This window comes from Klebsiella grimontii (genome assembly GCF_900200035.1).
GTDB lineage: Bacteria > Pseudomonadota > Gammaproteobacteria > Enterobacterales > Enterobacteriaceae > Klebsiella > Klebsiella grimontii.
Map to the genome: position 1 here is coordinate 248913 of NZ_FZTC01000012.1, position 26177 is coordinate 275089.

The window sequence follows — 26177 nt, forward strand, 5'->3', positions numbered from 1 at the left end:
TGTTCTTCTCCCGGGCGGCGGCTTACGCCCCCGGGCTATTTTTCCCGCCCTGCCGCATTCCCCCTTTTCTCTTATCTATTCGCCCGTACGCTTTCCAGATAAATCATTCCTTTTATGAATTTTTAGCACCACTCCCACAAAAGCCAATCGTTTGCGTTTCCAAAAACAGCAATAAATATCACCATGAAAGACGACTTTTAACGTAAAAACGTCGAGAACATCGCATTTTTACAGTAAAAACCTCGTTATTACGTCCCGCCACTATTCTCTCATATGCTGAAAATGATAGCCTCCGCGCCACAAATCTCTGGCTGATCCCCAGAAACAGGCTGTTGGACTAAAATTGCTTACATTTAAAGTGGATTATTGCATTTGAGATCGCGATCACTGATGCATTCACCATATAAATGTATCTTCCCGCACCAATTGTTACGGAGAAAATGCCTAAAAAACCGTAAACAAACGAATTTCATATTATTTAGTCTTTTTTATTCAATAGATTTTGTTGCTTCCTCCAGGAGATACAGATGGAAACCACTCAAACCAGCACCATCGTTTCGGATGCTACCCGTAGCGGTTGGCGCAAGACGGACACCATGTGGATGCTGGGCCTGTACGGCACGGCTATCGGCGCGGGCGTCCTGTTCCTGCCGATCAACGCTGGCGTCGGCGGTATGATCCCGCTGATCATCATGGCGATTCTGGCCTTCCCGATGACCTTCTTCGCCCACCGCGGGATGACCCGTTTCGTGCTGTCCGGTAAGAATCCGGGCGAAGACATCACCGAAGTGGTCGAAGAGCATTTCGGCGTCGGCGCAGGTAAGCTGATTACCCTGCTCTACTTCTTCGCCATCTACCCGATTCTGTTGGTTTACAGCGTGGCGATCACCAATACCGTCGAAAGCTTTATGCTGCACCAGCTGCACATCACGCCGCCGCCGCGCGCCATTCTTTCCCTGATTCTGATTGTCGGCATGATGACCATCGTGCGCTTCGGCGAGCAGATGATTGTGAAAGCGATGAGCGTACTGGTGTTCCCGTTCGTGGTCGCGCTGATGATCCTGGCCTTTTATCTGATCCCGCAGTGGAACGGCGCGGCGCTGGAGACCCTCTCCCTGAGCAGCGCGACCGCGACCGGCAACGGCCTGTGGATGACTCTGTGGCTGGCGATTCCGGTGATGGTGTTCTCCTTTAACCACTCGCCGATCATCTCCTCCTTCGCCGTGGCGAAACGCGAAGAGTACGGCCAGGGCGCGGAGAAAAAATGTTCCAGCATTCTGGCCCGCGCGCACATCATGATGGTGCTGACCGTGATGTTCTTCGTCTTCAGCTGCGTACTGAGCCTCTCTCCGGCGGATCTGGCGGCGGCGAAAGATCAGAACATCTCGATTCTGTCTTATCTGGCGAACCACTTTAACGCGCCGGTCATCGCCTGGATGGCGCCGATCATTGCGATGATCGCCATCACCAAATCCTTCCTCGGCCACTACCTTGGCGCTCGCGAAGGCTTTAACGGCATGGTGATTAAATCCCTGCGCGGTAAAGGCAAGTCCATCGAAATCAACAAACTGAACAAAATCACCGCCCTGTTCATGCTGGTCACCACCTGGATTGTGGCGACGCTGAACCCAAGCATCCTTGGGATGATCGAAACCCTGGGCGGCCCGATTATCGCCATGATTCTGTTCCTGATGCCGATGTACGCGATTCAGAAAGTCCCGGCGATGCGCAAATACAGCGGCCACGTCAGCAACGTATTCGTGGTGATTATGGGCCTGATTGCTATCTCCGCGATTTTCTACTCTCTGTTTAGCTAATATCCCCCGCGCCGCTTAACGGCGGCGCGCCTCCCGACAGCACTGGATGCATCATGATCAGCGTATTCGATATTTTTAAAATCGGCATTGGCCCTTCCAGCTCCCACACCGTTGGACCGATGAAAGCGGGCAAACAATTCACGGACGATCTTATTGAGCGCGGGCTGCTTCCCGAGGTAACCAAAGTCGTCGTCGATGTCTACGGATCCCTTTCCCTGACTGGTAAAGGCCACCATACCGACATCGCGATTATTATGGGCCTGGCGGGCAACCTGCCGGATACCGTCGATATCGACGCGATTCCCGGCTTTATCCAGGACGTCAACACCCATGGCCGCCTGATGCTGGCGAACGGCCAGCAGGAAGTGGCGTTCCCGGTCGATCGGTGCATGAATTTCCACGCCGACAACCTGTCGCGGCATGAGAACGGCATGCGTATTACCGCTCTCGGCGGCGAGAAGGTTCTCTACAGCCAGACGTACTACTCCATCGGCGGCGGGTTTATCGTCGACGAAGACCATTTCGGCGTGACCGCCGAAGCGCCAGTCGCCGTCCCTTATCCGTATAAAAATGCCGCCGACCTGCAGCGCCACTGCCGCGAAAGCGGGCTATCGCTCTCCGGCCTGATGATGCAAAACGAGCTGGCGCTGCACAGTAAAGAAGCGCTGGAGCAGCATTTTGCCGCGGTCTGGGAGGTGATGAGCAGCGGAATTGAGCGCGGCATCACCACCGAAGGGGTTCTGCCGGGCAAGCTGCGGGTTCCCCGTCGCGCCGCCGCGCTGCGCCGGATGCTGGTAAGCCAGGACAACACCAACAGCGACCCGATGGCGGTCGTTGACTGGATTAACATGTTCGCCCTGGCGGTTAACGAAGAGAACGCCGCTGGCGGGCGCGTCGTGACCGCGCCGACCAACGGCGCCTGCGGTATCGTACCTGCGGTGCTGGCCTACTACGACAAGTTCATCCGCAAAGTGAACGCCAACTCGCTGGCGCGCTATATGCTGGTCACCAGCGCCATTGGCTCGCTCTATAAGATGAACGCCTCAATTTCCGGCGCCGAAGTGGGCTGCCAGGGTGAAGTCGGCGTAGCCTGTTCAATGGCGGCGGCCGGTCTGGCTGAACTGCTGGGCGGCAGTCCGGGTCAGGTATGCATCGCGGCGGAAATTGGTATGGAGCACAACCTCGGTCTCACCTGCGATCCGGTTGCCGGCCAGGTGCAGGTGCCGTGCATCGAACGTAACGCTATCGCAGCGGTCAAGGCGGTCAACGCCGCGCGTATGGCCCTGCGCCGCACCAGCGAGCCGCGGGTGTGCCTCGATAAAGTCATCGAGACCATGTACGAAACGGGCAAAGATATGAACGCCAAATATCGTGAAACCTCGCGCGGCGGCCTGGCAATGAAGATTGTCGCCTGCGATTAACGTCCCCCTCCCGGTATGCTGCGGCATGCCGGGCTTTCTTCCCCCTGCCCTCTTCCTTCATTTATGTTATATAAATGATAATTTAGTTATTTATTAGTTATAAAGACGATTTGTTACCTTACGGAAAACCGCTCAAGGAGAACAAATCATGCTCAGATTATCCCGCCCGGCGCTGCTGCTCCTGCTGGCTGGCTTATCCGCTTCCGCGCTAGCGAAAGCGCCGGAGACCGTGAATATTGGTTATCAGAAAGCCAATATCTTCGCGCTGCTGAAATATCGCGGCACCCTCGATGAAAGCTTCAAAAAGCAGGGGATCGCCGTACGCTGGATTGAATTCCCCGCCGGACCGCAGATGCTGGAAGGGCTGAACGTCGGCAGCATCGACCTCGCCGCCACCGGCGATGCGCCGCCGGCCTTTGCCCAGGCCGCGCAGGCGGATCTGGTCTATTTAGCCCACTCGCCGGCGAATCCTAAAACCGAAGCCATCGTGGTGGCGGAAAACTCGGCGATTAAGAGTGTCGCCGACCTTAAGGGCAAGCGCGTGGGGCTCAATAAAGGCTCCGACGTGAACTATCTGCTGGTGACCGCGCTGGAGAAAGCCGGGCTGAGTTATAAAGATATCACGCCGGTCTATCTGCCGCCTGCTGACGCCCGCGCCGCCTTCCAGCGCGGCGCCATTGACGCCTGGGTTATCTGGGATCCGTTCCTCGCCGAAGTGGAAACCAACGCCAAAGCGCGACAGATTCGCAATGCCGAAGGGCTGGTGCCGCACTACACATTCTACCTGGCCAGCCGCAAATTTGCCGACACGTATCCGGATACCGCAAAGCAGGTGGTGGATGAGCTGGGTAAACTGAGCGAATGGGCCAACGGCCATCAGGACGATGCCGCCGGGATCCTCTCCACCTCAACCGGGCTGGATAAGGCTATCTGGCTGAAAACGCTGGCGCGTCTGCCCTACGGCGCCGAGCGCATGACCCCTGCGGTCTATAACGAACAGCAGGCGCTGGCGGATACCTTCACCCGCATCGGCCTGCTGCCGGTGAAAGTCGATGTGCGCAGCGCGACCTGGTTGCTGGATAAGCAGTAAGCCTTCCCTTCCCGGGTCGCGGCGCAGGCGCCTTACCCGGGCTACCGGCCCGCAGACGACGGTGGACCCGTAGCCCGGACAGGCGCGTCAAGCGCCGCCTCCGGGAAAAAACACCTCCCCGCACTCCCGCCCCCTCGCCCTTCGGGGAGAGGGAATTAACTCACCTTCTCTTCGCTCGCGACCGCGACCTGCTCGCCACGACGATAGCCTGCGCCCGGATGTGGCGCAGCCAGCCGCGCGCCAGCGCCAAACAGCTTCTCGCGCAGGGTTCCTTCGCGATACTCCTGCTTAAACACGCCGCGCTTTTGCAGCTCCGGGACCAGCAAATCCACCACGTCGCGGAAGGTTTCGTGGGTCACCGCATAGGCGAGGTTAAAGCCATCGACGTCGGTCTCCTCGACCCAGGACTGCAGCTCATCGGCGACCGTTTGCGGGCTGCCGACCACCAGCGGGCCGAAGCCGCCGATCCCCGCCCAGTCCGCCAGCTTCTGCACGGTCCACTGGCTATTCGGATCGGCGGTGGAAAACGCCTCCACCATCGACTGAATCGCGTTGGTATGCAGATACTCCAGCACCTGATCCGGCTGATACTGACCAAGGTCGATGCCGGTCCAGCCGGAGAGCAGCGCCAGCGCCCCTTCGTAGCTAACGTACGGTTTATACTCCTGCCACTTCGCCTGGGCTTCACGGTCGGTTTCGCCGACGATGACCGTCTGCATATTGAAGATCAGGATGCTGCGCGGATCGCGCCCGGCCTCCTCGGCGCGACGACGAATATCCGCCACCGTCTTTTTCAGCAGTACTTTCGACGGCGCGCCGACAAATACGCACTCGGCGTGGCCGGCGGCGAACTGCTTGCCGCGGCTGGAGGCGCCCGCCTGATAGAGCACCGGCGTACGCTGCGGCGATGGCTCGCAGAGGTGGATCCCCGGCACCGAAAAGAAGTTGCCCTGATGGTTAATCGGATGAATTTTTCGCGGATCGCTGAAGATCTTACGTTCCCTGTCGCGCAGCACCGCGCCATCCTCCCAACTCCCTTCCAGCAATTTATAAACCACCTCCAGATACTCATCGGCGTAGTCGTAGCGGGCATCGTGGTCGGTCTGCGCTTTCTGGCCAATATTACGCGCCCCGCTCTCCAGATAGGAGGTCACGATATTCCAGCCCACTCGCCCCTTTGTCAGATGGTCGAGCGTCGACAGGCGGCGAGCGAACGGATAGGGATGTTCAAAGGAGAGCGAAGCGGTCAGGCCGAATCCGAGATGCTCCGTCACCAGCGCCATCGGCGTGATCAGCGCCAGCGGATCGTTGACCGGCACCTGCGCCGCCTGGCGGAGCGCCGCATCGCCGTTGCCGTTCAGCACGTCATAGACGCCCAGCACGTCGGCGATAAACAGCCCGTCAAACTTGCCGCGCTCCAGCAGACGCGCCAGGTCGACCCAATACTCAAGGTCTTTATACTGCCAGGAGCGGTCGCGCGGATGGGCCCACAGCCCCGGCGACTGATGGCCGACGCAGTTCATATCAAAAGCGTTCAGACGAATTTCACGTTGTGATGACATAGCGCTCTCCACGGCGCGCCCCGCTGTCGGGACGCGCGCATAATCATTAAGGGAATCAGGGGATAAAAGGCGTTCAGAACGCCGGACATCGGGCGGATTGTTTAATGCCCAGCGCCAGCAATGCTTCGGCGGCTACGGCGGCGGCATGGTCGGCCACCTGCGGTAGCCCCATCAGTTCACCGAAATGGGCCCGCGCGGCGGGTCCGGAGACCAGCAGATTGGGCACGGCCCGCCCTTCCCGGCCAATCGCCCGCGAGCGGCGATCGACGTCCAGTCCGAGGCCAAACGCGTCGGCGCGAATCAGCCCCTCCTGGCTCAGCTGGCGCAGCAGCGGCTGGCTGTCGGTGAGGGCCCCGTGCGCCGGGCCGGTGGTTAAAATAAAATGGTCAACGCTCACCCACTGCGCTTCACCGCCCCGGGGCGAGAGGGTTAGCGTCAATTTTTGCGCGTCGTCTGCCAGCGCCGTCAGCCTGGCCGCCAGCACCCGCAGGCTGCCGTCGCGCTGGCGCTGCTCAAGAATCCCGGCGACCTGGGGAGCGATACGATAGCGGTGAACGTCCCAGTAGCTGCGTAAATGACGCAGGAAGCGCTGACGATCGGCCACCGACAGCGCCTGCCAGATCTCCTGCCCCTGATTACGCACCGCGTCCAGCACCACCTGCCAGGCCTGCCCCCGCTCCGCGGCGCGGTCGATATCCCGGCGGATTTGCCGCAGCCGCTGGCGCAGCGATCCGTGGGCATACTCGCCTTCCCAAGGGTCAGCGCTGCCGCTCAGGTTGCTGCGGGAGAGGAGCCCGCGGCGTGAAAATGCCGTTATCGGCCCCCGATGTCCCAGCCGCGTCAGCGTCGCGATGGTATCCGCCATCGTCAGGCCGGTGCCCATGACCGCGACGCTCGCCTGCGGCGCGATAGCGTCCAGCACGCCCGTTCGCCAGGGGTTAGCGATGAGCGCCGGATGGGTCGCGAACGGCGTCGCCAGCGACGGCAGCGAGGGCGGCGGATGGCTGATGGCCAGCACCAGCAGATCGGCCGGCAGCCGATGACCGCCATCGGTGATAATCTCGCCATCTTTAAACCTTAGCGCCTGCTCGCGCAGATGCGTCAGCCGCCCGCCGCTGGCGCTCGCCTCCTCGGCGAAACGCTGGGCGACGTAGCGGCCAAACTGGCCGCGCTGCGGATAGACAGCGCCGTCTTCCAGCAGAGCCTGCGGATCATCAGCAAAAGCAGGCTGGCTGCGGTACCAGCGGTCGAACGCGCCCTCCTCTTCCCCGGCAAGCTGCATCCGCGCCGCGGGAACGTTAATCCGATGGCTCGGTTCGGTCGTGGAGTAGGCCACGCCCGCGCCGGGCACCTCGCGCGGCTCCAGCAGCGTGACCCGCACGCCAGCCGGCGCCAGGCGCAGGAGATGAATAGCCACCGCCGCGCCGCTAAATCCGCCGCCGACGATCGCCACGTGCGGTTCAGTTTGCATAGCCCACCGCCTTCAGAAACCGCAGTAACATACGCGCCTCCTCAGCTTGCGCTGACCTGTTTCACCGGACGCTTATCGCCGCCGATAGTTTCGCCGAACGGGCCGGTATTGACGCTACGCGCCTTCGGCTGATCGTGGCCTGCCAGCGGCAATAGCGGCATGACCAGGTCAGCGAAACGATGGGCTTCTTCCAGATGCGGGTAGCCGGAGAAGATAAAATTGGTGATACCGAGCGCCTGATATTCACGAATGCGCTCTGCCACCTGCTGCGGATTGCCGACCAGCGCCGTTCCCGCCCCGCCGCGCACCAGCCCTACGCCCGCCCACAGGTTCGGCGCAATGCGCAGATTGTCGCGCGATCCTTTATGCAGCGAGCTCATGCGCGCCTGGCCGGTGGAGTCCATACGGGCAAAAATTTTCTGCGCCTGGGCGATGGTCTCGTCATCAAGGTGAGAAATCAGCCGATCGGCGGCGGCCCACGCCTCCTCTTCGGTTTCGCGAACAATCACATGCAGACGAATCCCGTACTGCAACGTGCGGCCCCGGGCGGCGGCGCGCTCGCGCACTACAGCCAGCTTTTCGGCCACCAGCGCCGGCGGCTCTCCCCAGGTCAGATAGGTATCGATTTGATCGGCGGCAACGTCGATGGCTTCCTCAGAGGAGCCGCCAAAAAACAGCGGCGGACCGTTTTCCTGTACCGGCGGAAACAGCACTTCCGCGCCTTCCACGTGGATATGCTCGCCGTGATAGTCCACCTTTTCGCCTTTCAGCAGGCGCGAGTAGACGTCGAGAAATTCGCGGGTGACCTGATAGCGTTCGCCGTGGCTGAGGAAAATACCGTCGCCTTTGTTTTCCACCGGATCGCCGCCGGTGACGACGTTAATCAGCAGCCGACCGCCCGACAGACGGTCGAGCGTCGTCGCCATCCTCGCCGCCAGCGTCGGCGGCTGCAGGCCCGGACGAACGGCCACCAGATAGCGCAGGCGACGGGTCAGCGGCGCCAGCGCCGAGGCCACCAGCCAGGAGTCCTCGCAGCTTTTTCCCGTCGGGATCAGCACACCGTAGTAGCCCAGGCTGTCGGCCGCCAGCGCCACCTGCTGCAGGTAAGGCAAATCAACCGGTCGCCCGCCCTCCGCGGTGCCCAGGTAGCGGCCATCGCCGTGGGTGGGCAGAAACCAGAACACGTTGATTTTATCGTCGGCTTTTTGCGTCATTATCGATTTCCTATATAACCATATCCGATATTTATCGAAGAGTTGTTTTAATTTGGTTATATGAGTGTTAGCGATAATCGTGCCAATGGTGAACGAAAAATTAACAAAACAAAATCAGTCAGTTAGATAAAACAGAACCGTATACCGCTGTTGCAAATGCAGCAGACAGTGCGTCCGGGCTGCGGCTTTTGCAACAGCGCGACGGGCTAGCCCTCTGGTTTCCAACCCCGGCACAGGATAAGTTCAGGGCATTAAAAGTCGGAGGTCAACCATGCTGAATCCTGAATTTCCATCCTCAACGCCCACGCTGATCGACCCGGCGTCAAAAGCGTTTCAGAGCCTGCTGGATAAACTGGCCCCCACCGAGGCGACCGTGCTGATCGTCGGCGAAACCGGCACCGGTAAAGAGGTTGTCGCCCGCTATCTGCATCACCATAGCCCGCGCCGCCACCGGCCGTTCCTGGCCGTCAACTGCGGCGCGCTCAGCGAGAGCCTGGCGGAAGCGGAGCTGTTCGGCCATGAAAAAGGGGCGTTTACCGGCGCGGTACAAAGCCATCCCGGCTGGTTCGAGGCGGCGGAAGGCGGCACGCTGCTGCTCGATGAAATCGGCGAGCTTAGCCTGGCGCTCCAGGTGAAACTGCTGCGCGTCCTGCAGGAGCGCGAAATCACCCGCGTCGGCTCACGCAAGGCCGTTAAGGTCGATGTGCGGGTAATCGCCGCCACCCACGTGGATCTGATGCAGGCCATCCGCGAGCGTCGTTTCCGCGAAGACCTCTACTACCGGCTGAATATCGCCATCGTGCCGCTGCCGCCGCTGCGCCAGCGTCGCCAGGATATTCCGGTGCTGGCGTACCATTTTCTCTCGCTCTACGCCCGCCGTCTGGGTCGTCCGATTCGCCGTCTGGCCCCGGAGACGCTGGCAAGGCTGATGGAGTACCCCTGGCCGGGCAATATTCGCGAGCTGGAGAACACTCTGCATAACGCGGTATTGCTGAGTAAAGAAGAGGAGATCGGCCCCGCCCAGCTGCGGCTGACGACGCTGAACAACGAGCCCTCGGCAGTTGGCGATAATGAACTCGACGATTTTATTCGTCGTCAGCTTTCCCTGCCGGGCGAACCGCTGTGGGAAAGGGTCACCGGGGCGTTGATACGCGGCGCGATGGCCCACAGTGACGATAATCAAAGCCAGGCCGCAGCGCTGCTCGGTATCAGCCGCCACGCGCTGCGCACGCAGTTGGCAAATTTGGGCATCATCAAAAGCCGCCGCCGTCAGGAGCCCCTCTACAGCGCGGCGGTCAAAAAGGTCTCTCGTGACCGGGAACTGCGCATCGGCTTCCAGCGCTTTGGCAATCTTGGCATCCTGAAAGCGCGGCAAAGTCTTGAGCAAGCCTTTGCCAGCCGCGGCGTCAGCGTACTGTGGAGCGAGTTCCCCGCCGGGCCGCAGCTGCTGCACGCGCTGGCCTGCGATGAAATCGATTTTGGCACCACCGGCGAAGCGCCGCCGGTTTTCGCGCAGGCCACTAACAGCGAGCTGGTCTACGTCGCCTGGGAACCGCCCGCGCCGCAAAGCGTGGCGATGGTCGTCCCGCAGCACAGCGATATTCGCACCCTTAGCGACCTGCGCGGCAAGCGTATCGCGCTGAATAAAGGCTCTAACGTGCACTGGCTGCTGCTGCATATCCTGGAAGAGGCCGGGCTGGCGTTAAACGACGTCAAAGTGGTCTACATTCCGCCGAAATACCCGCTGACCGCCAGCGATTACCTGGCGGTGGACGCCTGGATGATGTGGGATCCGCTGCTCAGCGACGCGGAATATAGCGGTGAACTACGGGTTGTCGCCAGCGGCGAGGGGCGCGTCAATAACCACCAGTTCTACCTGTCGCGCCGCGACTACGCCAGCCGCAATAGCGATATTATGCAGCGCCTGCTGGCCGAACTGACGCAAACCGGACAGTTTATCGACCAGCATCGGCAGGAAGCCGTCGGACTGCTCTCCGCCGAGCTGGGGCTTAACGCCGCTTCTCTGGCCCGAGCCCTGGCGCGCCGCAGCCATCGCCCGCGGCCGATGGATCTCAACGTGATTCGCGCCCAGCAAAGTATCGCCGATCGTTTTTACGCGCTGGGCCTTATCCACAAACCGGTATCGGTGCGCGAGGCGGTCTGGTACGGCGAGGCCACTCATAGCGATCCCCGCCCGCTGATGCACGTTGGTTAGCCGGAAACTGCGAGGCATCTTCCTGATTTCCCTAGCGCCAATAGCCTCATCCGCGCGGTGGTGTTACCCTAAAAGACGTTGAGAATAAGGGGGATCCGTGGCCGTTCATTTGCTAATCGTCGACGCACTTAATCTGATTCGCCGCATCCATGCGGTGCAGGGGTCACCCTGCGTCGATACCTGCCTGCATGCGCTCGAACAGCTGGTGGTTCATAGCCAGCCGACCCACGTGGTGGCGGTATTTGATGATGAAGACCGCGGCCACGGCTGGCGGCATCAGCGCCTGCCCGATTATAAAGCCGGGCGCGCGCCGATGCCGGAGACCCTCGAAGCGGAAATGCCGGCGCTGCGGGCGGCGTTTGAGCAGCGCGGGTTTCGCTGCTGGGCGCTCAGCGGCAGCGAAGCTGACGATCTCGCCGCGACCCTGGCGGTCAAAGTGGCGCAGGCCGGCCATCAGGCAACCATCGTTTCAACCGACAAAGGCTACTGCCAGCTGCTGTCGCCGACGATTCGCATCCGCGACTATTTCCAGAAGCGCTGGCTCGACGCGCCGTTTATCGCCAAAGAGTTCGGCGTGACGCCGGAACAGCTGCCTGACTACTGGGGGCTGGCGGGCATCAGCAGCTCAAAGGTTCCCGGCGTGGCGGGGATTGGCCCAAAAAGCGCCGCCCAGCTGTTAACCGATTTTCAGGATCTGGAAGGAATCTACGCGCGGCTGGCGGACGTGCCGGAGAAGTGGCGCAAGAAGCTGGAAGAACAGCAAGAGATGGCCTTCACCTGCCGGGAAATCGCGCGCCTGCAAACCGATTTACAGCTGGACGGCAATCTGCAGCAGCTGCGGCTGGCCCGGTAGCGTTGGGTCCAGAGAGCGCACGGCTTCCCGGAGGCGATGCTGCGCATCTGTCCGGGCTACCGCTCCGTAGACGGCGGTGAGCTCGTAGTCCGGGCTACCGGATCGCAGCCGGCGGTAAACCCGTAGCCCGGGCAGGCGCTTTGCGCCGCCCCCGGGAGCCGAGCGCAGAGTCGCTGAATTTCCCGCAAGCCGTCGGCAGAAACCTTCGCTTACGGCATCACTCTTCGATACGTAATCCGTAGGTTTTGAATTTCTCCAGCACAACAGCGATGGCCTCGTCATCAAGAACCGGCACCGGATCGATAATCGCCAGCGTGCTGAGATAGAGCTGCGCCAGCACCTCGACTTCATGCGCCAGCCACAGGGCTTTCTCCAGGTTCTCTTCACAGGCGATTAGGCCATGGTGCTGCAGCAGCGTCGCTTTGCGGTTTTTTAGCGCCACGGCCACATGCTCAGACAGCTCGCGGGTACCAAACGTGGCGTAGGGCGCGCAGGGGATAGAGTTGCCCCCCGCCGCCGCAATCATATAGTGAATGGCGGGAATGGGACGGTTGAGAATCGACACCGCCGTGCAGTGAACCGCGTGATTATGCACCACCGCGTGAGCGTCAGGGCGGGTCTGATAGGCCGCCAGATGAAAACGCCACTCGCTGGACGGCAGTTTGCCCTGCTCATGCTGACCTTCGGCATCAATATACACAATGTGCGCCTCCGTCAGCTTCTCGTAAGGAATACCCGTCGGCGTGATCAGCATTCCCCCTTGATAACGCACGCTCACGTTGCCGGCGGTCCCCTGATTTAACCCCAGCCGGGTCATTTCCAGGCAGGTATCAATAATCTGCCGGGCCAGTCTATTTCGTTCCATTCTTTACCTCTCTTTATCATGCGCAATACGACAACAGACGGCTCGCCGGATAAGACGCGCGACGCTGTTGAATAACTCGAATAATTGCCCATCATCTTCATCCCGAATAATCAGAAAGGAATTTACATTCACCGGTTCTGTGATACCCCTCACTTATTTCAGGGTAAAAAAAAGCGCTCTCTCGTTTTTGCCTGATGAAAAATGCCCGTTCTTACTAATAGATTTAAAAACGGGCATTTTGCTGATAGTTTTAACAACTGACCGTTTTCCTTATTATAAATTAAATCGGGCATTCAACCTGTGGGTTTTAGAATTAACTTTCTCAAACGGTCATGTTTTTCTGATTATTAAAGTGATGATAATCACATAAAAGCACCGAGTGGATACTAAATGTGACCGCCATCATATTAAAAGGCGTTTTTAATTTGAAAATGCATTCATGAGTTCATTCCGTGATGTTTATTTCACTGTTGACGTCGCCGCAAGAGCTCACCTGATTATTGTGGTCTGGTGGGCATAAACCGGCCGCTGAACACGCTTCTGAACCAATGAGGATGCTATGGGAAACACAACAATACAAACGCAGAGTTTTCGTGCGGTAGAGACAGGGAAAAGCAAGCGCTACATTATTCCCTTCGCCCTGCTGTGCTCGTTATTTTTTCTTTGGGCGGTCGCAAATAATCTCAACGATATTTTATTACCACAATTTCAACAAGCCTTTACGCTGACTAATTTTCAGGCCGGGCTGATTCAATCCGCCTTTTATTTCGGCTATTTCGTCATCCCTATTCCGGCCGGAATTTTGATGAAAAAGTTAAGTTATAAAGCCGGCATTATTACCGGACTGTTCTTATATGCTTTTGGCGCCGCGCTATTCTGGCCCGCCGCCGAGGTCATGAATTACACTTTATTTCTGATTGGCCTGTTTATTATTGCTGCGGGCTTAGGGTGTTTAGAAACCGCGGCAAACCCGTTTGTTACCGTTTTAGGCCCAGAAAGCGGCGGTCACTTCCGGCTTAATCTGGCACAGACCTTTAACTCGTTTGGCGCCATTATTGCAGTGGTTTTTGGGCAAAGTCTTATTTTGTCTAATGTGCCGCATCAATCGCAGGATGTGCTCGATAAAATGGCTCCGGAGCAGCTTAGCGCCTATAAGCACAGCCTGGTGCTCTCGGTGCAAACCCCCTATATGATCATCGTCGCGGTTGTCTTACTGGTCGCTCTGTTGATTATGTTAACCAAATTTCCAGCCCTGCAGAGCGACGACCATAGTGACGCCACCCAGAGTTCCTTCTCCGCTTCCCTTGCTCGCCTGGTCCGCGTTCGCCACTGGCGCTGGGCGGTGCTGGCGCAGTTCTGCTACGTCGGCGCGCAAACCGCCTGCTGGAGCTATCTGATTCGCTACGCTATCGAAGAGATCCCCGGCATGACGCCCGGTTTCGCCGCCAACTATCTGACCGGCACCATGGTGTGCTTCTTTATCGGTCGCTTCTCCGGTACCTGGCTCATCAGCCGCTTCGCGCCGCATAAAGTGCTGGCGGCCTATGCCCTGCTTTCCATGATCCTGTGCCTGATTTCCGCTTTCACCGGCGGCCACGTGGGTCTGCTGGCTCTGACGCTGTGCAGCGCTTTTATGTCCATTCAGTATCCGACCATCTTCTCGCTGGGCATCAAAAACCTGGGGCAGGACACCAAATACGGCTCCTCTTTTATCGTCATGACCATTATTGGCGGCGGGATCGTCACTCCAGTGATGGGCTTTGTCAGCGACGCCGCCGGCAACATTCCCACCGCCGAACTGGTCCCGGCGCTGTGCTTTGCCGTCATCTTCATCTTCGCCCGTTTCCGTTCGCAAACGGCAGCTAACTAAACATTTATCCGAATAACGTGAGGAATCTGTAATGAAAAAAATCAGCTTACCGAAAATTGGCATCCGCCCGGTGATCGATGGACGCCGCATGGGGGTACGCGAGTCGCTGGAAGAGCAAACCATGAATATGGCGAAAGCCACCGCCGCGCTGATCGCGGAAAAACTGCGTCACGCCTGCGGCGCGCAGATTGAGTGCGTCATCGCCGATAGCTGCATCGCGGGTATGGCGGAGTCCGCCGCCTGCGAAGAGAAATTCAGCAGCCAGAACGTCGGCGTCACCATTACCGTCACTCCGTGCTGGTGCTACGGCAGCGAAACTATCGATATGGATCCGCTGCGGCCAAAAGCCATCTGGGGCTTTAATGGCACTGAGCGCCCCGGCGCGGTTTACCTTGCGGCGGCGCTGGCGGCGCATAGCCAGAAGGGTATTCCGGCATTCTCCATTTATGGCCACGACGTACAGGACGCCGACGACACCACCATTCCGCCGGATGTCGAAGAAAAACTGCTGCGCTTTGCCCGCGCCGGCTTAGCGGTCGCCAGCATGAAGGGCAAAAGCTATCTTTCCGTCGGCGGCGTGTCGATGGGTATCGCCGGTTCTATCGTCGATCACAACTTCTTCGAGTCCTGGCTCGGCATGAAGGTGCAGGCGGTGGACATGACCGAACTGCGCCGCCGCATCGACCAGAAAATCTATGATGAAAGCGAGCTGGAAATGGCGCTGGCGTGGGCGGATAAAAACTTCCGCTACGGCGAAGACCAGAACGCGCAGCAGTATAAGCGCAACGCCGAACAGAGCCGCGCGGTGCTGAAAGAGAGCCTGCTGATGGCGATGTGCATCCGCGACATGATGCAGGGCAACAGCAAGCTGGCGGAAAAAGGGCTGGTCGAAGAGTCGCTGGGCTACAACGCCATTGCCGCGGGTTTTCAGGGCCAGCGCCACTGGACCGATCAATACCCCAACGGCGATACCGCCGAAGCGCTGCTCAATAGCTCGTTCGACTGGAACGGCGTACGCGAACCCTTTGTCGTCGCCACCGAAAACGACAGCCTCAACGGCGTGGCGATGCTGATGGGCCACCAGTTGACCGGCACCGCCCAGGTATTTGCCGACGTGCGCACCTACTGGTCACCGGAAGCGGTAGAGCGCGTCACCGGCCAACCGCTCACCGGGCTGGCGGAGCACGGCATTATCCACCTGATCAACTCCGGTTCGGCGGCGCTCGACGGCGCCTGCAAACAGCGCGATGCTGATGGCAAGCCAACCATGAAACCGCACTGGGAAATCAGCCAGCAGGAGGCCGACGCCTGCCTGGCGGCCACCGAATGGTGCCCGGCGATTCATGAATATTTCCGCGGCGGCGGCTTCTCCTCCCGCTTCCTGACCGAAGGCGGCGTGCCGTTCACCATGACCCGCGTGAATATCATCAAAGGTCTTGGCCCGGTACTGCAAATCGCCGAAGGCTGGAGCGTAGAGCTGCCGAAAGCGATGCATGACCAGCTCGATGCCCGTACCAACTCCACCTGGCCGACAACCTGGTTTGCGCCGCGTCTGACCGGTAAAGGCCCGTTCTCCGACGTCTACTCGGTGATGGCGAACTGGGGGGCTAACCACGGCGTGCTGACCATCGGGCACGTCGGCGCCGACTTTATCACCCTGGCGTCGATGCTGCGGATCCCGGTCTGCATGCATAACGTAGAAGAGGCGAAAATCTACCGCCCCTCCAGCTGGTCTGCCCACGGGATGGATAGCGAAGGCCAGGATTACCGCGCCTGCCAGAACTACGGCCCGCTGTATAAGCGTTAATACGGCTTTGCCCGGTGGCGCAGGCTTACCGGGCCTACAGAACCGTAGGCCGGATAAGCGCGGCGCCATCCGGCGACGTTTATGGAGTTAACGATGAAAAAAGACGTCATCCTGGTCCTCGACTGCGGCGCCACCAACGTGCGGGCGATTGCGGTTGACCGCCAGGGGAACATTATCGCCCGCGCCGCAACGACCAACGCCAGCGATATCGCCGTGGAGAACAGCGCCTGGCACCAGTGGTCGCTGGAGGCGATCCTGCAACGCTTCGCCGAGTGCTGCCGGCAGATTAGCGACGCACTCTCGTCCTGCACGGTTCGCGGCATCACGGTCACCACCTTCGGCGTCGACGGCGCGCTGGTGGATGAACAGGGCAAGCTGCTCTATCCGGTCATCAGTTGGAAATGTCCGCGCACCGCGGCGGTGATGGACAATATCAGCCGTTTTATGCCCGCGCAGCAGCTCCAGCAGATCTCTGGCGTCGGCGCATTTGCCTTCAACACCCTGTATAAGCTGATCTGGCTGAAAGAGAACCACCCGCAGCTGCTGGAGAAAGCCCACGCCTGGCTGTTCATCTCCTCGCTTCTCAACCAGCGTCTGACCGGGGAATTCACAACCGATATCACCATGGCGGGTACCAGCCAGATGCTGGATATCCATCAGCGGGATTTCAGCACGCAGATCCTGCAGGCGACGGGGCTGCCGCGCCGCCTGTTTCCCCGGCTCGTTGAAGCGGGCCAGCAGATCGGCACGCTGCAAAGCGATGCCGCGAAAATGCTGGGTTTAGCCGTCAGCATTCCGGTCATCTCCGCCGGGCACGATACCCAGTTCGCGCTGTTTGGCGCGGGCGCGGAGCAGGATGAACCTGTGCTGTCGTCCGGCACCTGGGAAATCCTGATGGTGCGCAGCGCCCAGGTGAACACGCCGCTGCTCAGCCATTATGCGGGCTCCACCTGCGAGCTGGATAGCCAGCCGGGACGCTATAACCCGGGCATGCAGTGGCTGGCCTCCGGCGTGCTGGAATGGGTACGCCAGCTGCTGTGGACGCCTGAAACGCCGTGGCAAACGTTGATTGACGAGGCCCGTGCCCTCCCCGGCGGCGCTCAGAAGGTGAAGATGCAGTGCGACCTGCTATCCAGCCCAAACGCGGGCTGGCAGGGCATCACGCTGAATACCACTCGCGGTCACTTCTACCTCGCCGCGCTGGAGGGATTAGCCGAACAGCTGGCGAACAACCTACAAACGCTGCAAAAAATCGGTCACTTTAACGCCAGCGAACTGCTGCTGGTCGGCGGCGGCAGCCGCAACGCGCTGTGGAATCAGATCAAAGCCAACAGGCTGGATATCCCGATTAAAGTACTGGATGACGCCGAAACCACCGTCGCCGGCGCCGCCATGTTTGGCTGGTATGGCGTCGGTGAATTCAGCAGCCCGGAGCAGGCCCGAGCGCAAGTGAGCTATCAGTATCGCTATTTTTACCCGCAAACCGAACCCGAACTGATTGAGGGAGTATGAGATGCTAAAAACGATTTCCCCGTTAATATCGCCGGAGCTACTGAAGGTGCTGGCGGAAATGGGGCACGGCGATGAGATTATTTTTTCCGATGCCCACTTCCCGGCGCACAGCATGGGGCCCCAGGTGATTCGCGCCGACGGCCTGCTGGTCAGCGACCTGCTGCAGGCGATTATTCCGCTGTTTGAGTTAGACAGCTACGCTCCGCCGCTGGTGATGATGGCCGCCGTGGCGGGCGACTCCCTCGACCCGCAGGTGGAAACGCGCTACCGCGAGGCGCTTTCCCGCCCCGCGCCCTGCCCGGAGATCGCCCGCATCGACCGCTTTGCTTTCTACGAGCGGGCGCAAAAAGCCTTTGCGATCGTTATCACAGGTGAGCGCGCTAAGTACGGGAATATTCTTTTAAAAAAAGGAGTAACGCCGTAATCTCATGCCGGAGCGCCCGTCTGATGCGGGCGCTCAGCGAACGCCAGGGTGAGAAAAATGAAAGCGGCACGACAGCAAGCGATACTAGACCTGCTCATTAACCATAACAGCCTGACCACCGAAGCCTTATCGCTACAGCTCAACGTCAGCCGAGAAACCATCCGCCGCGATCTCAGCGAGCTCCAGTCCCAGGGGAAAGTGCTGCGTAACCACGGCCGGGCAAAAGTCATTCACCGGCAAAGCCGGGACAGCGGCGATCCTTTTCATATCCGTCTGAAAAGCCACTACGCGCACAAAGCGGATATCGCCCGCGAAGCCCTTGCGTGGATAGAAGCTGGAATGACGATCGCCCTCGACGCCAGCTCCACCTGCTGGTATCTGGCCCGCCAGCTGCCCGATATCGACCTTCACGTCTTTACCAACAGCCAGCCGATTTGCCAGGAGCTGAGCAAGCGCGAGAATATTCAGCTCACCTGCTCCGGCGGTACGCTCCAGCGAAAATATGGCTGCTACGTCAGCGCGTCGCTTATCTCGCAGCTCAAAGCGCTGGAGATCGACCTGTTCATTTTTTCCTGCGAAGGCATCGACAGCGAGGGGGCGCTCTGGGACTCAAACACGGTGAACGCCGAGTTCAAATCGCTGCTGCTTAAGCGGGCGTCGCAATCGTTATTGCTGATTGATAAGAGCAAGTTTAATCGCTCAGGAGAGGCGCGGATCGGCCATCTGGATGATGTGACGCATATTGTCTCGGACGTGTCGCAGTCATAACGGCTATTTGCAGCGCCGGATAGCGGCTTAACACCTTATCCGGCCTACAAAAGCGGGCAAACTAGCGTTCGTCGCGGCGACCGCCGACGGCAGCCCACAGGCGGCGAACGTGAACCGTTACCTCTTCGCGATCGTGATACAGCTGGCGTGCCTGGATCTGCGCGTTGATACCGTGCTCGTCGAGCTGTTCCTGGATATAGGCCAGGTTGCGCGATAGCTCTTCGTAGCGTTTTTTCATCGGCAGCTTCAGGTTAAAGATGGTTTCGCGGCACCAGCCGTTCACCAGCCACTGCGCCATCAGCGCCGCCACTTTCGCCGGCTTCTCCACCATATCGCACACCATCCACGAGATGTTGCTGCGCGTCGGGCGATATTTGAAGCCGTCTTCACGCAGCCAGGTCACCTGCCCGGTATCCATCAGGCTTTGCGCCATTGGGCCGTTATCCACCGAGGAGACCCACATATTGCGTTTCACCAGCTGATAGGTCCAGCCGCCGGGGCAGGCGCCGAGATCCACCGCGTACATACCGTTCGCCAGGCGCTCATCCCACTCATCTGCCGGGATAAAGACGTGAAACGCCTCTTCCAGCTTGAGAGTCGAACGGCTTGGCGCATCGGACGGGAACTTGAGGCGCGGAATGCCCATATAGAATGGCGAGTTGTTGTTAGACAACGAATAGCCGGTGTAGCAGCAGCCCGGCGCGATAAAGAATACGTGGACCACCGGACGTTTTGGCGTTTCATAGTTGGTCAGCACGCCCGCCTCGCGCAGCGCCGCGCGCAGCGGTACCGTAAACTTGCGGCAGAACTTCATCAGCTCTTTGCTTTCGTTGGTATCGGCCACTTCCACGCGCAGCTCGCCGCCCTTCTCCACCACGCCCTGCAGCATACCGACGATCGGGGAAATCCGGTCTTCCGGCGGCAGGTCACGCAGCAGTTCGCCAACCACAAACATCTGGCGGGCAAACACCAGCGAGCTGAACGGCAGTTCGCGCACCAGCTTTTCGCCGTCTTCGGCCTGATAGCACTCAAAAATCACATAGCCGGAGTCGTCTTTGACTCGGGCAAAACCAAACACCTCAAGGCGCGAGGCCTTATCGGTAATTTCTGCTGCGCACTCTTTCTCAAACCCAGGGCGACAATAGAGGACAACTTTATTCATGAACAACGCCCTTACGTTTCAGACGAATTGCACCAATTAACATTAATACCCAACCGGCGAGGAAGCAGACGCCCCCGACCGGCGTAACGAACGCCCACAGGCGTAAATGCGAGAGCGCCAGACAGTAGAGGCTGCCGCTAAAAAGAACGGTACCGAGCGCCATAAAGACGCTGCTCCAGTAAAACCAGATGCTGATGCGGCGCTGCATCGCCACCGCCAGGCCAAAGATCGCCAGCGTATGGAATGCCTGATACTGCAGGCCGGTGTGGATCCAGCCCATTTCCGCAACGCCCATCGTTTTACTTAAAACGTGCGCGCCAAAAGCGCCCAAAGCCACAAAGATAAAACCGCTTATCGCGGCGAAAATCAGCATAAAACGGCTGGTCATGTGTTTACCCTACGATGATTTATTGTTCATAACGAAAGCGAAATTTTTCTTGTTCATTAGCCGCTTTTGCCAGAATCCACTGGCGGAAGGCGGCTATTTTACCCAGTTCTGCCTGACTGTCATGACAAACGAGATAAAACGCATTCTTACTGACCAGAACATCATTAAACGGACAGACCAAACGGCCTGCCTCAATCTCGGACTGCGCCATCACATTGTTGGCCAGCGCAACCCCCTGTCCATGGATTGCCGCCTGCAGCACCATTGCGCTGTGGCTAAAGATAGGTCCCTGTTGAACATTGATATGGTTTAGACCCAACTGACGGGTATAAGTTTGCCAGTCGCGGCGGGAAGCGTCGTGCAGCAGGGTATGTTGCGCCAGATCGGCAGGCGTTTTCAACGCTTTATCGCCGGTGAGCAACAGCGGGGAACACACCGGGAGCAGATATTCGGCGTACAGTTTTTCCACCCGCAGCCCCGGCCAGTTGCCGCGGCCGTAAAAAATCGCCACGTCGACATCGTCGGCCAGCTTATCTTCCTGACGGTCCACGGCCTGGATTCTGACGTCGATTCCCGGATAAGCTGAGTTAAAGCTTGTGAGTCTCGGCACCAGCCACTGAATGGCAAAACTGGGGAGCATACTGACGGTTAAGGCCCCTTTTGCGCTTCGCGCCTGAAGCTTGCGGGTCGCCTCGGTGAGCTGCGAGAAAATCTCTTTAATATCCTGAAAATAGCTCTGCCCCTCCTCTGTCAAAAGAAGAGAACGATTGCGTCGACGGAACAGCTTGAGGCCGAGGAAATCCTCCAGGGACTTGATTTGGTGGCTGACTGCGGCCTGCGTCACAAAAAGCTCATCGGCGGCGCGAGTGAAGCTAAGATGACGGGCGGCAGCATCAAAAACACGTAATGCATTCAGAGGTGGCAAACGCTTGGACATAGTTATTCTGGCTTAGATGTTAAGGCAATTTAACAAACAGGAAACAATAGTTAACCTATTAGTTTTTTTTATCTGAGCTATTATAATTTGTCCGTTGAGCTTCTACCAGCAAATACCTATAGTGGCGGCACTTCCTGAGCCGGAACGAAGAGCTTTTTTTGGAATGCGTGTTCCAACAAGCTTTTGGCTTACGGTTGTGATGTTGTGTTGTTGTGTTTGCAATTGGTCCGGGTTTGCGGACCATGGTAGCGAAGCTACCCCTTTTCACTTCCTGTACATTTACCCTGTCTGTCCATAGTGATTTAATGTAGCACCGCACTGCGCGGTGCTTTTTTTTGCCTGCTAAAAACCAATTACTTATCCAGCTCTCCCAGCTGTTTTACATCAGAACGGTTGATCTGCTGCTTGTTACCCCAGGCATCTTTGTACGAAATCATGCCAGTATCATTATCCGTTTGCGGTTTGCCGTCGGTCACGATGGTGCGCCCATCGTTGGTATGCATCACGTAGTTAGAGGAGCAGGCGCTCAGGCCGAGGGTCAGCACACAGGCAGAAATAATTGCGGCAGTCTTATTCATTTTCATCTTTCTCTCCTTTCGACTATTTATACTGTTTATGATTCGTTCTGTACCAGGTTAAAACGCAAACCCAACACTATTCAGCATAACCATCTTTTACCCCCCCGAAGTCATATTCAGAAAATTCCAGTCGTTAGCACAAACCTTGTATCACCCGCCGATTTGCGCGACGATCCTGGTATCGATACGAGGAATCTCATGAACGCATTCAACCCCGTCCAATTTCGCGCCCAGTTCCCGGCGCTGGCCGACGCCGGCGTCTATCTTGATAGCGCCGCGACAACGCTCAAACCGCTGGCGGTCATTGAGGCCAGCGACCAGTTCTATCGCCTCAGCGCCGGCAACGTCCACCGCAGCCAGTTCCCCGCCGCCCGGCAGCTAACCGAACGCTATGAAAACGCGCGCGAACGCGTGGCGGCGCTGCTTAATGCCCCATCCGGCGAAGATATCGTCTGGACGCGCGGCACCACCGAAGCCATTAATATGGTGGCGCAGAGCTACGTGCGCCCGCGGCTGAAACCCGGCGATGAGATTATCGTCAGCGAAGCGGAGCATCACGCCAACCTGGTGCCGTGGTTAATGGTTGCAGAGCAAACCGGCGCGCGGGTGGTGAAGCTGCCGCTGGCGGGCAACCGTCTGCCGGACGTGGCGGCGCTTGGCGCGCTCATCACGCCGCGCAGCCGGGTGCTGGCGATTGGCCAGATGTCCAACGTCACCGGCGGCTGCCCGGACCTGGCGCTGGCGATTCGCCAGGCCCACGCTGCCGGGATGGTGGTGATGGTCGACGGCGCGCAGGGGGCGGTGCATTTCCCGGCGGACGTCCAGGCGCTGGATATCGACTTTTATGCTTTTTCCGGCCATAAGCTCTACGGGCCGACCGGCATCGGCGCGCTGTATGGCAAACGCGAACGGCTGGCGGAGATGTCGCCGTGGTTCGGCGGGGGAAAAATGATTACCGAAGTCACCTTCGACGGCTTCAAAACCCAGCCCGTCCCCTGGCGCTTCGAGGCCGGGACGCCAAATATCGCCGGGGTGATTGGCCTGAGCGCGGCGCTGGAGTGGCTGGAGGAGACGGATATCGCGCAGGCGGAAAACTGGTGCCACGGCCTGGCCACGCTGGCGGAAGACGAGCTGGCGAAACGTCCGGGCTTTCGCTCGTTCCGCTGTCAGGATGCCAGCCTGCTGGCGTTTGATTTTGACGGCGTTCACCATAGCGATATGGTGACGCTGCTGGCGGAATCGGGTATCGCGCTGCGCGCCGGTCAGCACTGCGCTCAACCACTGCTGGCGGCGCTTGGCGTCAGCGGCACTCTGCGGGCCTCCTTCGCGCCTTATAATACGCAAGACGATGTTTACGCGCTGGTGCACGCCGTTGACCGCGCTCTGGAAATTCTGGTGGACTAATGACGACTTCTCACCCTTTTGGAACCCGCATCACCGAAGAGACTTTACGCCAGACGTTTACCCCGCTCAGCCAGTGGGAGGATAAATACCGTCAGCTGATTTTACTGGGCAAGCAGCTTCCCGCGCTGCCGGACGACCTGAAAGCGCGAGCCAAAGAGATTGCCGGGTGTGAAAACCGCGTCTGGCTGGGATATTCCGTTGATGCCGAGGGCAAGCTGCATTTCTTCGGCGATAGCGAAGGCCGTATCGTGCGCGGCATGCTGGCGGTGCTGTTGGCCGCCGTTGAAGGTAAAAGCGCCGCCGAGCTGCTGGCGCAGGATCCGCTGGCGCTGTTTGATGCGCTGGGGCTGCGCGGCCAGCTGAGCGCCTCGCGCAGTCAGGGACTCAACGCCCTGAGCGAAGCGGTGCTCGCCGCCGCCCGCGAGGTTTACGCTCTTTGAAGTAGCCCGGACAGGTGCGCAGCACCGCCTCCGGGGAAAGCGCCTGCTGCGGAAAGACATTTTTGCGATGGCGCCCGTGAACAATCCCGGAGGCGGTGCTGCGCACCTGTCCGGGCTACCGTCTTGCCGCAATGAGGGCCTACGCCGTCAGCCGCTCCGCCTTCGCCAGCATTTTCTTCAGCGCGTGGGAGACGGCGACAAAACCAAAGGTCGCGGTTACCATCGTCGCGGCGCCAAAGCCGGATGCGCAATCCATTCGCTTCGGCCCCTCAGCGGTGCTTTTCATCGCGCACACGCTGCCGTCCGCCTGCGGATAAACCAGCGCTTCGGTGGAAAACACGCAATCCACGCCGAGCTTACCTTTGCTGTTCTTCACCACCCCGAACTGGCTCTTCAAACGCTCGCGCAGCTTTGCCGCCAGCGGATCCTGGATGGTTTTCGCCAGATCGGCGACCTGAATTTGCGTCGGATCGATTTGCCCGCCCGCGCCGCCGGTGGTCACCAGCGGAACCTTATGGCGACGACAGTAAGCGATTAGCGCCGCTTTCGGGCGCACGCTGTCGATGGCGTCAATCACGTAGCTAAAGCCAACGCCAAGATACTCGGCGACGTTTTCCGGGGTGACGAAATCGTCCACCACCGTGACCCGGCACTCGGGGTTGATCAGGCGAATGCGCTCCGCCATCACCTCGGCTTTCGCCAGGCCAACGTTACCGCCAAGCGCGTGGATCTGACGGTTGGTGTTGGTCACGCAGACGTCATCCATATCGATAAGGGTAATCGCGCCAATCCCGGTTCTCGCCAGCGCTTCCGCCGCCCAGGAGCCCACGCCGCCGATGCCGACCACGCAGACGTGCGCGTCGGCAAAACATTGCAGCGCCTTTTCACCATATAAACGCGCCGTGCCGCCAAAACGCTGGCGCCAGGCATCGCTGATTACAACAGACATAAAACCTCAGAATAAGTGGATATTCCCGGGCCGCGGCGCAAGCGCCTTACCCGGGCTACCGTAGCCCCGGTAAGCGCAACGCGACCGGGGAAAAGAACGTGAATACTAGCCGCTAAAGACGTTGCCCGCGCCCGGCGCGTTTTTCAGCACCCATACGCGGCCATAGTGGTTATACCAGCCGGCACGGTGTCCGGCATCTGGACCAATGCCCTGGTAAATATCGAAGTGCTGACCTTTAATCGCGCCGCCAACGTCAAGGGCCACCATTAAACGCAGCTCGTACTGGCCGTTGAACTTACCGTTATTGTCCAGCAGCGGCACTTCCGCCAGCAGCGTGGTGCCAGCAGGAACAATGGAACGGTCGGAGGCCACCGACGCGCGGCCAATCAGCGGCACCGCGCTGGCGCCTTTCACCGGCGCGAAGGACTGCGGTTTAAAGAAGACGAACGACGGGTTCTGCTCCAGCAGTTCTCGGACTTCCGCCTCGCTGTGCTTTTCGCCCCATTCGCGGATCGCCTGCATCGACATATCTTCGCGCTTCACTTCGCCGCGGTCGATCAGCACTTTACCGATGCTGTAATAGGGCCAGCCGTTTTTCCCGGCATAGCTGAAGAAGTTCAGCGGCGAACCGTCGCCAAAGTCAATGTAGCCGCTGCCCTGCACGTCCATGATGAAGTTATCCATCAGCGAGTTGCTATAGGCCAGGATGTAGTTGTCGCTCAGAGCGCCGGCGTAGATGCTGGCGCGGGACGGCAGCTTGCCGCGCTTCGGCGGCATCCGGTAAATCGGGTACTGGAACTCGCCCTGGCGAGTATGACGCGCCTGCACCACCGGCGTGTAGTAGCCGGTAAACTGAACGTTACCGTAGTTATCCGTCCCCTGCATCTGCCAGGCGTCGATACCAAACTGGCTCAGCGTGCGGGTGTCGCCGCCGGAACGCAGCCACTCCTGAATCGCATTGTAGACGTTGCTCTGGCTGGTATAGAGACGCGGAGAGGCGCTACGAATCTGCCTCACCTGCTCGGAGAAGTCGCCGGCGTTAATCGGCGAGCCGACCGCATCAGGTTGGTTAACCAGTGAAAACGGCTGGGTGAGTTTACCTTCATTATACTGCTGACCGCGATCGGTCGGTTTTGAGGAACAGGCGGCCAGCATTGCCAGCATCGCGCCTGTTACTGCATATTTTGCCCAACGTCCTTTCATGGTATCTCTTCTTTATGCTGCTAAGCCCGGGTGCGTGATGAAGATAACAAACCGCCAGGGCTAATGAAATGCGCTTAGGCACCGCAAAGGCAGTTTTGCGCAAAAAACAGGCGGGAAGTGCTTCTGTATGCACCATTTTTTACAAAATCGACGATTTCTGTCAAAAAGGGTTGCATCAAAACGTTAGCGGAGTATAGTGCGCTTCCACGGACGCGGGGTGGAGCAGC

The 26177-nt window shown here is 59.0% G+C and carries 22 protein-coding genes; 12 read left to right on the forward strand and 10 right to left on the reverse strand.

Annotated elements, in window-relative coordinates; all coding sequences use genetic code 11:
- Window positions 1–527: 527 nt before the first annotated feature.
- The 3 genes from KOSB73_RS05510 (at window position 528) to KOSB73_RS05520 (ending at window position 4328) form a co-directional block, all read left to right on the forward strand.
- Window positions 528–1817: an HAAAP family serine/threonine permease gene (locus KOSB73_RS05510; protein WP_004137269.1), complete on the forward strand. Its 1290-nt coding sequence runs from the start codon at window positions 528–530 to the stop codon at window positions 1815–1817.
- A gap of 53 nt (window positions 1818–1870) precedes the next feature.
- Entirely contained in the window at window positions 1871–3238 is a 1368-nt protein-coding gene (locus tag KOSB73_RS05515; protein ID WP_049088644.1) for an L-serine ammonia-lyase, read from the forward strand.
- 148 nt (window positions 3239–3386) lie between these two features.
- A complete protein-coding gene (locus KOSB73_RS05520; protein ID WP_049088642.1) occupies window positions 3387–4328 on the forward strand; it encodes an aliphatic sulfonate ABC transporter substrate-binding protein in 942 nt (313 codons plus the stop codon).
- A 155-nt stretch (window positions 4329–4483) separates the two neighbouring features.
- Here the strand turns inward: KOSB73_RS05520 and KOSB73_RS05525 are convergent, their stop codons facing one another.
- The 3 genes from KOSB73_RS05525 to ssuD all read right to left on the reverse strand — a co-directional run bounded on the left by KOSB73_RS05525 (window position 4484) and on the right by ssuD (window position 8575).
- The gene (locus KOSB73_RS05525; protein ID WP_024358514.1) at window positions 4484–5890 is read right to left on the reverse strand and encodes an LLM class flavin-dependent oxidoreductase; all 1407 of its coding nucleotides are present in this window, start codon (window positions 5888–5890) and stop codon (window positions 4484–4486) included.
- Window positions 5891–5963: 73 nt separating this feature from the next.
- Window positions 5964–7361: an FAD/NAD(P)-binding protein gene (locus KOSB73_RS05530; RefSeq protein WP_098140298.1), complete on the reverse strand. Its 1398-nt coding sequence runs from the start codon at window positions 7359–7361 to the stop codon at window positions 5964–5966.
- A 41-nt stretch (window positions 7362–7402) separates the two neighbouring features.
- On the reverse strand, window positions 7403–8575 hold the full coding sequence (ssuD, locus tag KOSB73_RS05535; RefSeq protein ID WP_004870076.1) for an FMNH2-dependent alkanesulfonate monooxygenase: 1173 nt from the start codon (window positions 8573–8575) through the stop codon (window positions 7403–7405).
- A gap of 271 nt (window positions 8576–8846) precedes the next feature.
- Here ssuD and KOSB73_RS05540 point away from each other — a divergent pair, with 271 nt between their 5' ends.
- A complete protein-coding gene (locus tag KOSB73_RS05540) occupies window positions 8847–10790 on the forward strand; it encodes a sigma-54-dependent Fis family transcriptional regulator (protein ID WP_098140299.1) in 1944 nt (647 codons plus the stop codon).
- A 97-nt stretch (window positions 10791–10887) separates the two neighbouring features.
- Complete coding sequence (gene xni, locus KOSB73_RS05545; protein WP_004124395.1) at window positions 10888–11643, forward strand: flap endonuclease Xni; 756 nt, start codon at window positions 10888–10890, stop codon at window positions 11641–11643.
- 217 nt (window positions 11644–11860) lie between these two features.
- On the opposite strand, the gene fucA is transcribed toward xni, so the two are convergent.
- Window positions 11861–12508 (reverse strand): L-fuculose-phosphate aldolase, encoded by a 648-nt coding sequence (fucA, locus tag KOSB73_RS05550; protein WP_004124398.1) that lies wholly within the window; start codon window positions 12506–12508, stop codon window positions 11861–11863.
- A 559-nt stretch (window positions 12509–13067) separates the two neighbouring features.
- On the opposite strand from fucA, the gene fucP reads away from it, so the two are divergent.
- From fucP to fucR, 5 genes are all read left to right on the forward strand, one after another.
- Window positions 13068–14378: an L-fucose:H+ symporter permease gene (fucP, locus tag KOSB73_RS05555; RefSeq protein ID WP_004870069.1), complete on the forward strand. Its 1311-nt coding sequence runs from the start codon at window positions 13068–13070 to the stop codon at window positions 14376–14378.
- 31 nt (window positions 14379–14409) lie between these two features.
- Entirely contained in the window at window positions 14410–16185 is a 1776-nt protein-coding gene (gene fucI, locus KOSB73_RS05560; RefSeq protein WP_004870066.1) for an L-fucose isomerase, read from the forward strand.
- A gap of 93 nt (window positions 16186–16278) precedes the next feature.
- Window positions 16279–17697, forward strand: a complete 1419-nt coding sequence (gene fucK / locus KOSB73_RS05565; protein ID WP_064343156.1) for an L-fuculokinase — start codon at window positions 16279–16281, stop codon at window positions 17695–17697.
- Between the two features lies 1 nt (window position 17698).
- Window positions 17699–18121 (forward strand): L-fucose mutarotase, encoded by a 423-nt coding sequence (gene fucU / locus KOSB73_RS05570; protein WP_024358518.1) that lies wholly within the window; start codon window positions 17699–17701, stop codon window positions 18119–18121.
- Window positions 18122–18178: 57 nt separating this feature from the next.
- Window positions 18179–18889 (forward strand): L-fucose operon activator, encoded by a 711-nt coding sequence (gene fucR / locus KOSB73_RS05575; protein ID WP_004870054.1) that lies wholly within the window; start codon window positions 18179–18181, stop codon window positions 18887–18889.
- A 61-nt stretch (window positions 18890–18950) separates the two neighbouring features.
- On the opposite strand, the gene rlmM is transcribed toward fucR, so the two are convergent.
- The 4 genes from rlmM to KOSB73_RS05595 form a co-directional block, all read right to left on the reverse strand.
- Entirely contained in the window at window positions 18951–20051 is a 1101-nt protein-coding gene (gene rlmM, locus KOSB73_RS05580) for a 23S rRNA (cytidine(2498)-2'-O)-methyltransferase RlmM (protein WP_004124420.1), read from the reverse strand.
- Window positions 20044–20439: a DUF423 domain-containing protein gene (locus KOSB73_RS05585; RefSeq protein WP_004105073.1), complete on the reverse strand. Its 396-nt coding sequence runs from the start codon at window positions 20437–20439 to the stop codon at window positions 20044–20046. Before KOSB73_RS05585 ends, rlmM begins: the two co-directional genes overlap by 8 nt.
- 19 nt (window positions 20440–20458) lie before the next feature.
- The gene (gcvA, locus tag KOSB73_RS05590; protein ID WP_004114967.1) at window positions 20459–21376 is read right to left on the reverse strand and encodes a glycine cleavage system transcriptional regulator GcvA; all 918 of its coding nucleotides are present in this window, start codon (window positions 21374–21376) and stop codon (window positions 20459–20461) included.
- A 353-nt stretch (window positions 21377–21729) separates the two neighbouring features.
- The gene (locus KOSB73_RS05595) at window positions 21730–21954 is read right to left on the reverse strand and encodes a YgdI/YgdR family lipoprotein (protein ID WP_004132801.1); all 225 of its coding nucleotides are present in this window, start codon (window positions 21952–21954) and stop codon (window positions 21730–21732) included.
- A 198-nt stretch (window positions 21955–22152) separates the two neighbouring features.
- On the opposite strand from KOSB73_RS05595, the gene csdA reads away from it, so the two are divergent.
- Together csdA and csdE are read left to right on the forward strand one after the other, a co-directional pair.
- Entirely contained in the window at window positions 22153–23358 is a 1206-nt protein-coding gene (gene csdA, locus KOSB73_RS05600; RefSeq protein ID WP_098140300.1) for a cysteine desulfurase CsdA, read from the forward strand.
- Window positions 23358–23798, forward strand: coding sequence for a cysteine desulfurase sulfur acceptor subunit CsdE (gene csdE / locus KOSB73_RS05605; RefSeq protein WP_004132798.1), 441 nt, complete (start codon window positions 23358–23360; stop codon window positions 23796–23798). Before csdA ends, csdE begins: the two co-directional genes overlap by 1 nt.
- 139 nt (window positions 23799–23937) lie before the next feature.
- On the opposite strand, the gene tcdA is transcribed toward csdE, so the two are convergent.
- Both tcdA and mltA read right to left on the reverse strand, forming a co-directional pair.
- On the reverse strand, window positions 23938–24747 hold the full coding sequence (tcdA, locus tag KOSB73_RS05610; RefSeq protein WP_004133704.1) for a tRNA cyclic N6-threonylcarbamoyladenosine(37) synthase TcdA: 810 nt from the start codon (window positions 24745–24747) through the stop codon (window positions 23938–23940).
- Between the two features lie 105 nt (window positions 24748–24852).
- Window positions 24853–25950 (reverse strand): murein transglycosylase A, encoded by a 1098-nt coding sequence (gene mltA, locus KOSB73_RS05615; RefSeq protein ID WP_004124438.1) that lies wholly within the window; start codon window positions 25948–25950, stop codon window positions 24853–24855.
- Window positions 25951–26177: the final 227 nt, after the last annotated feature.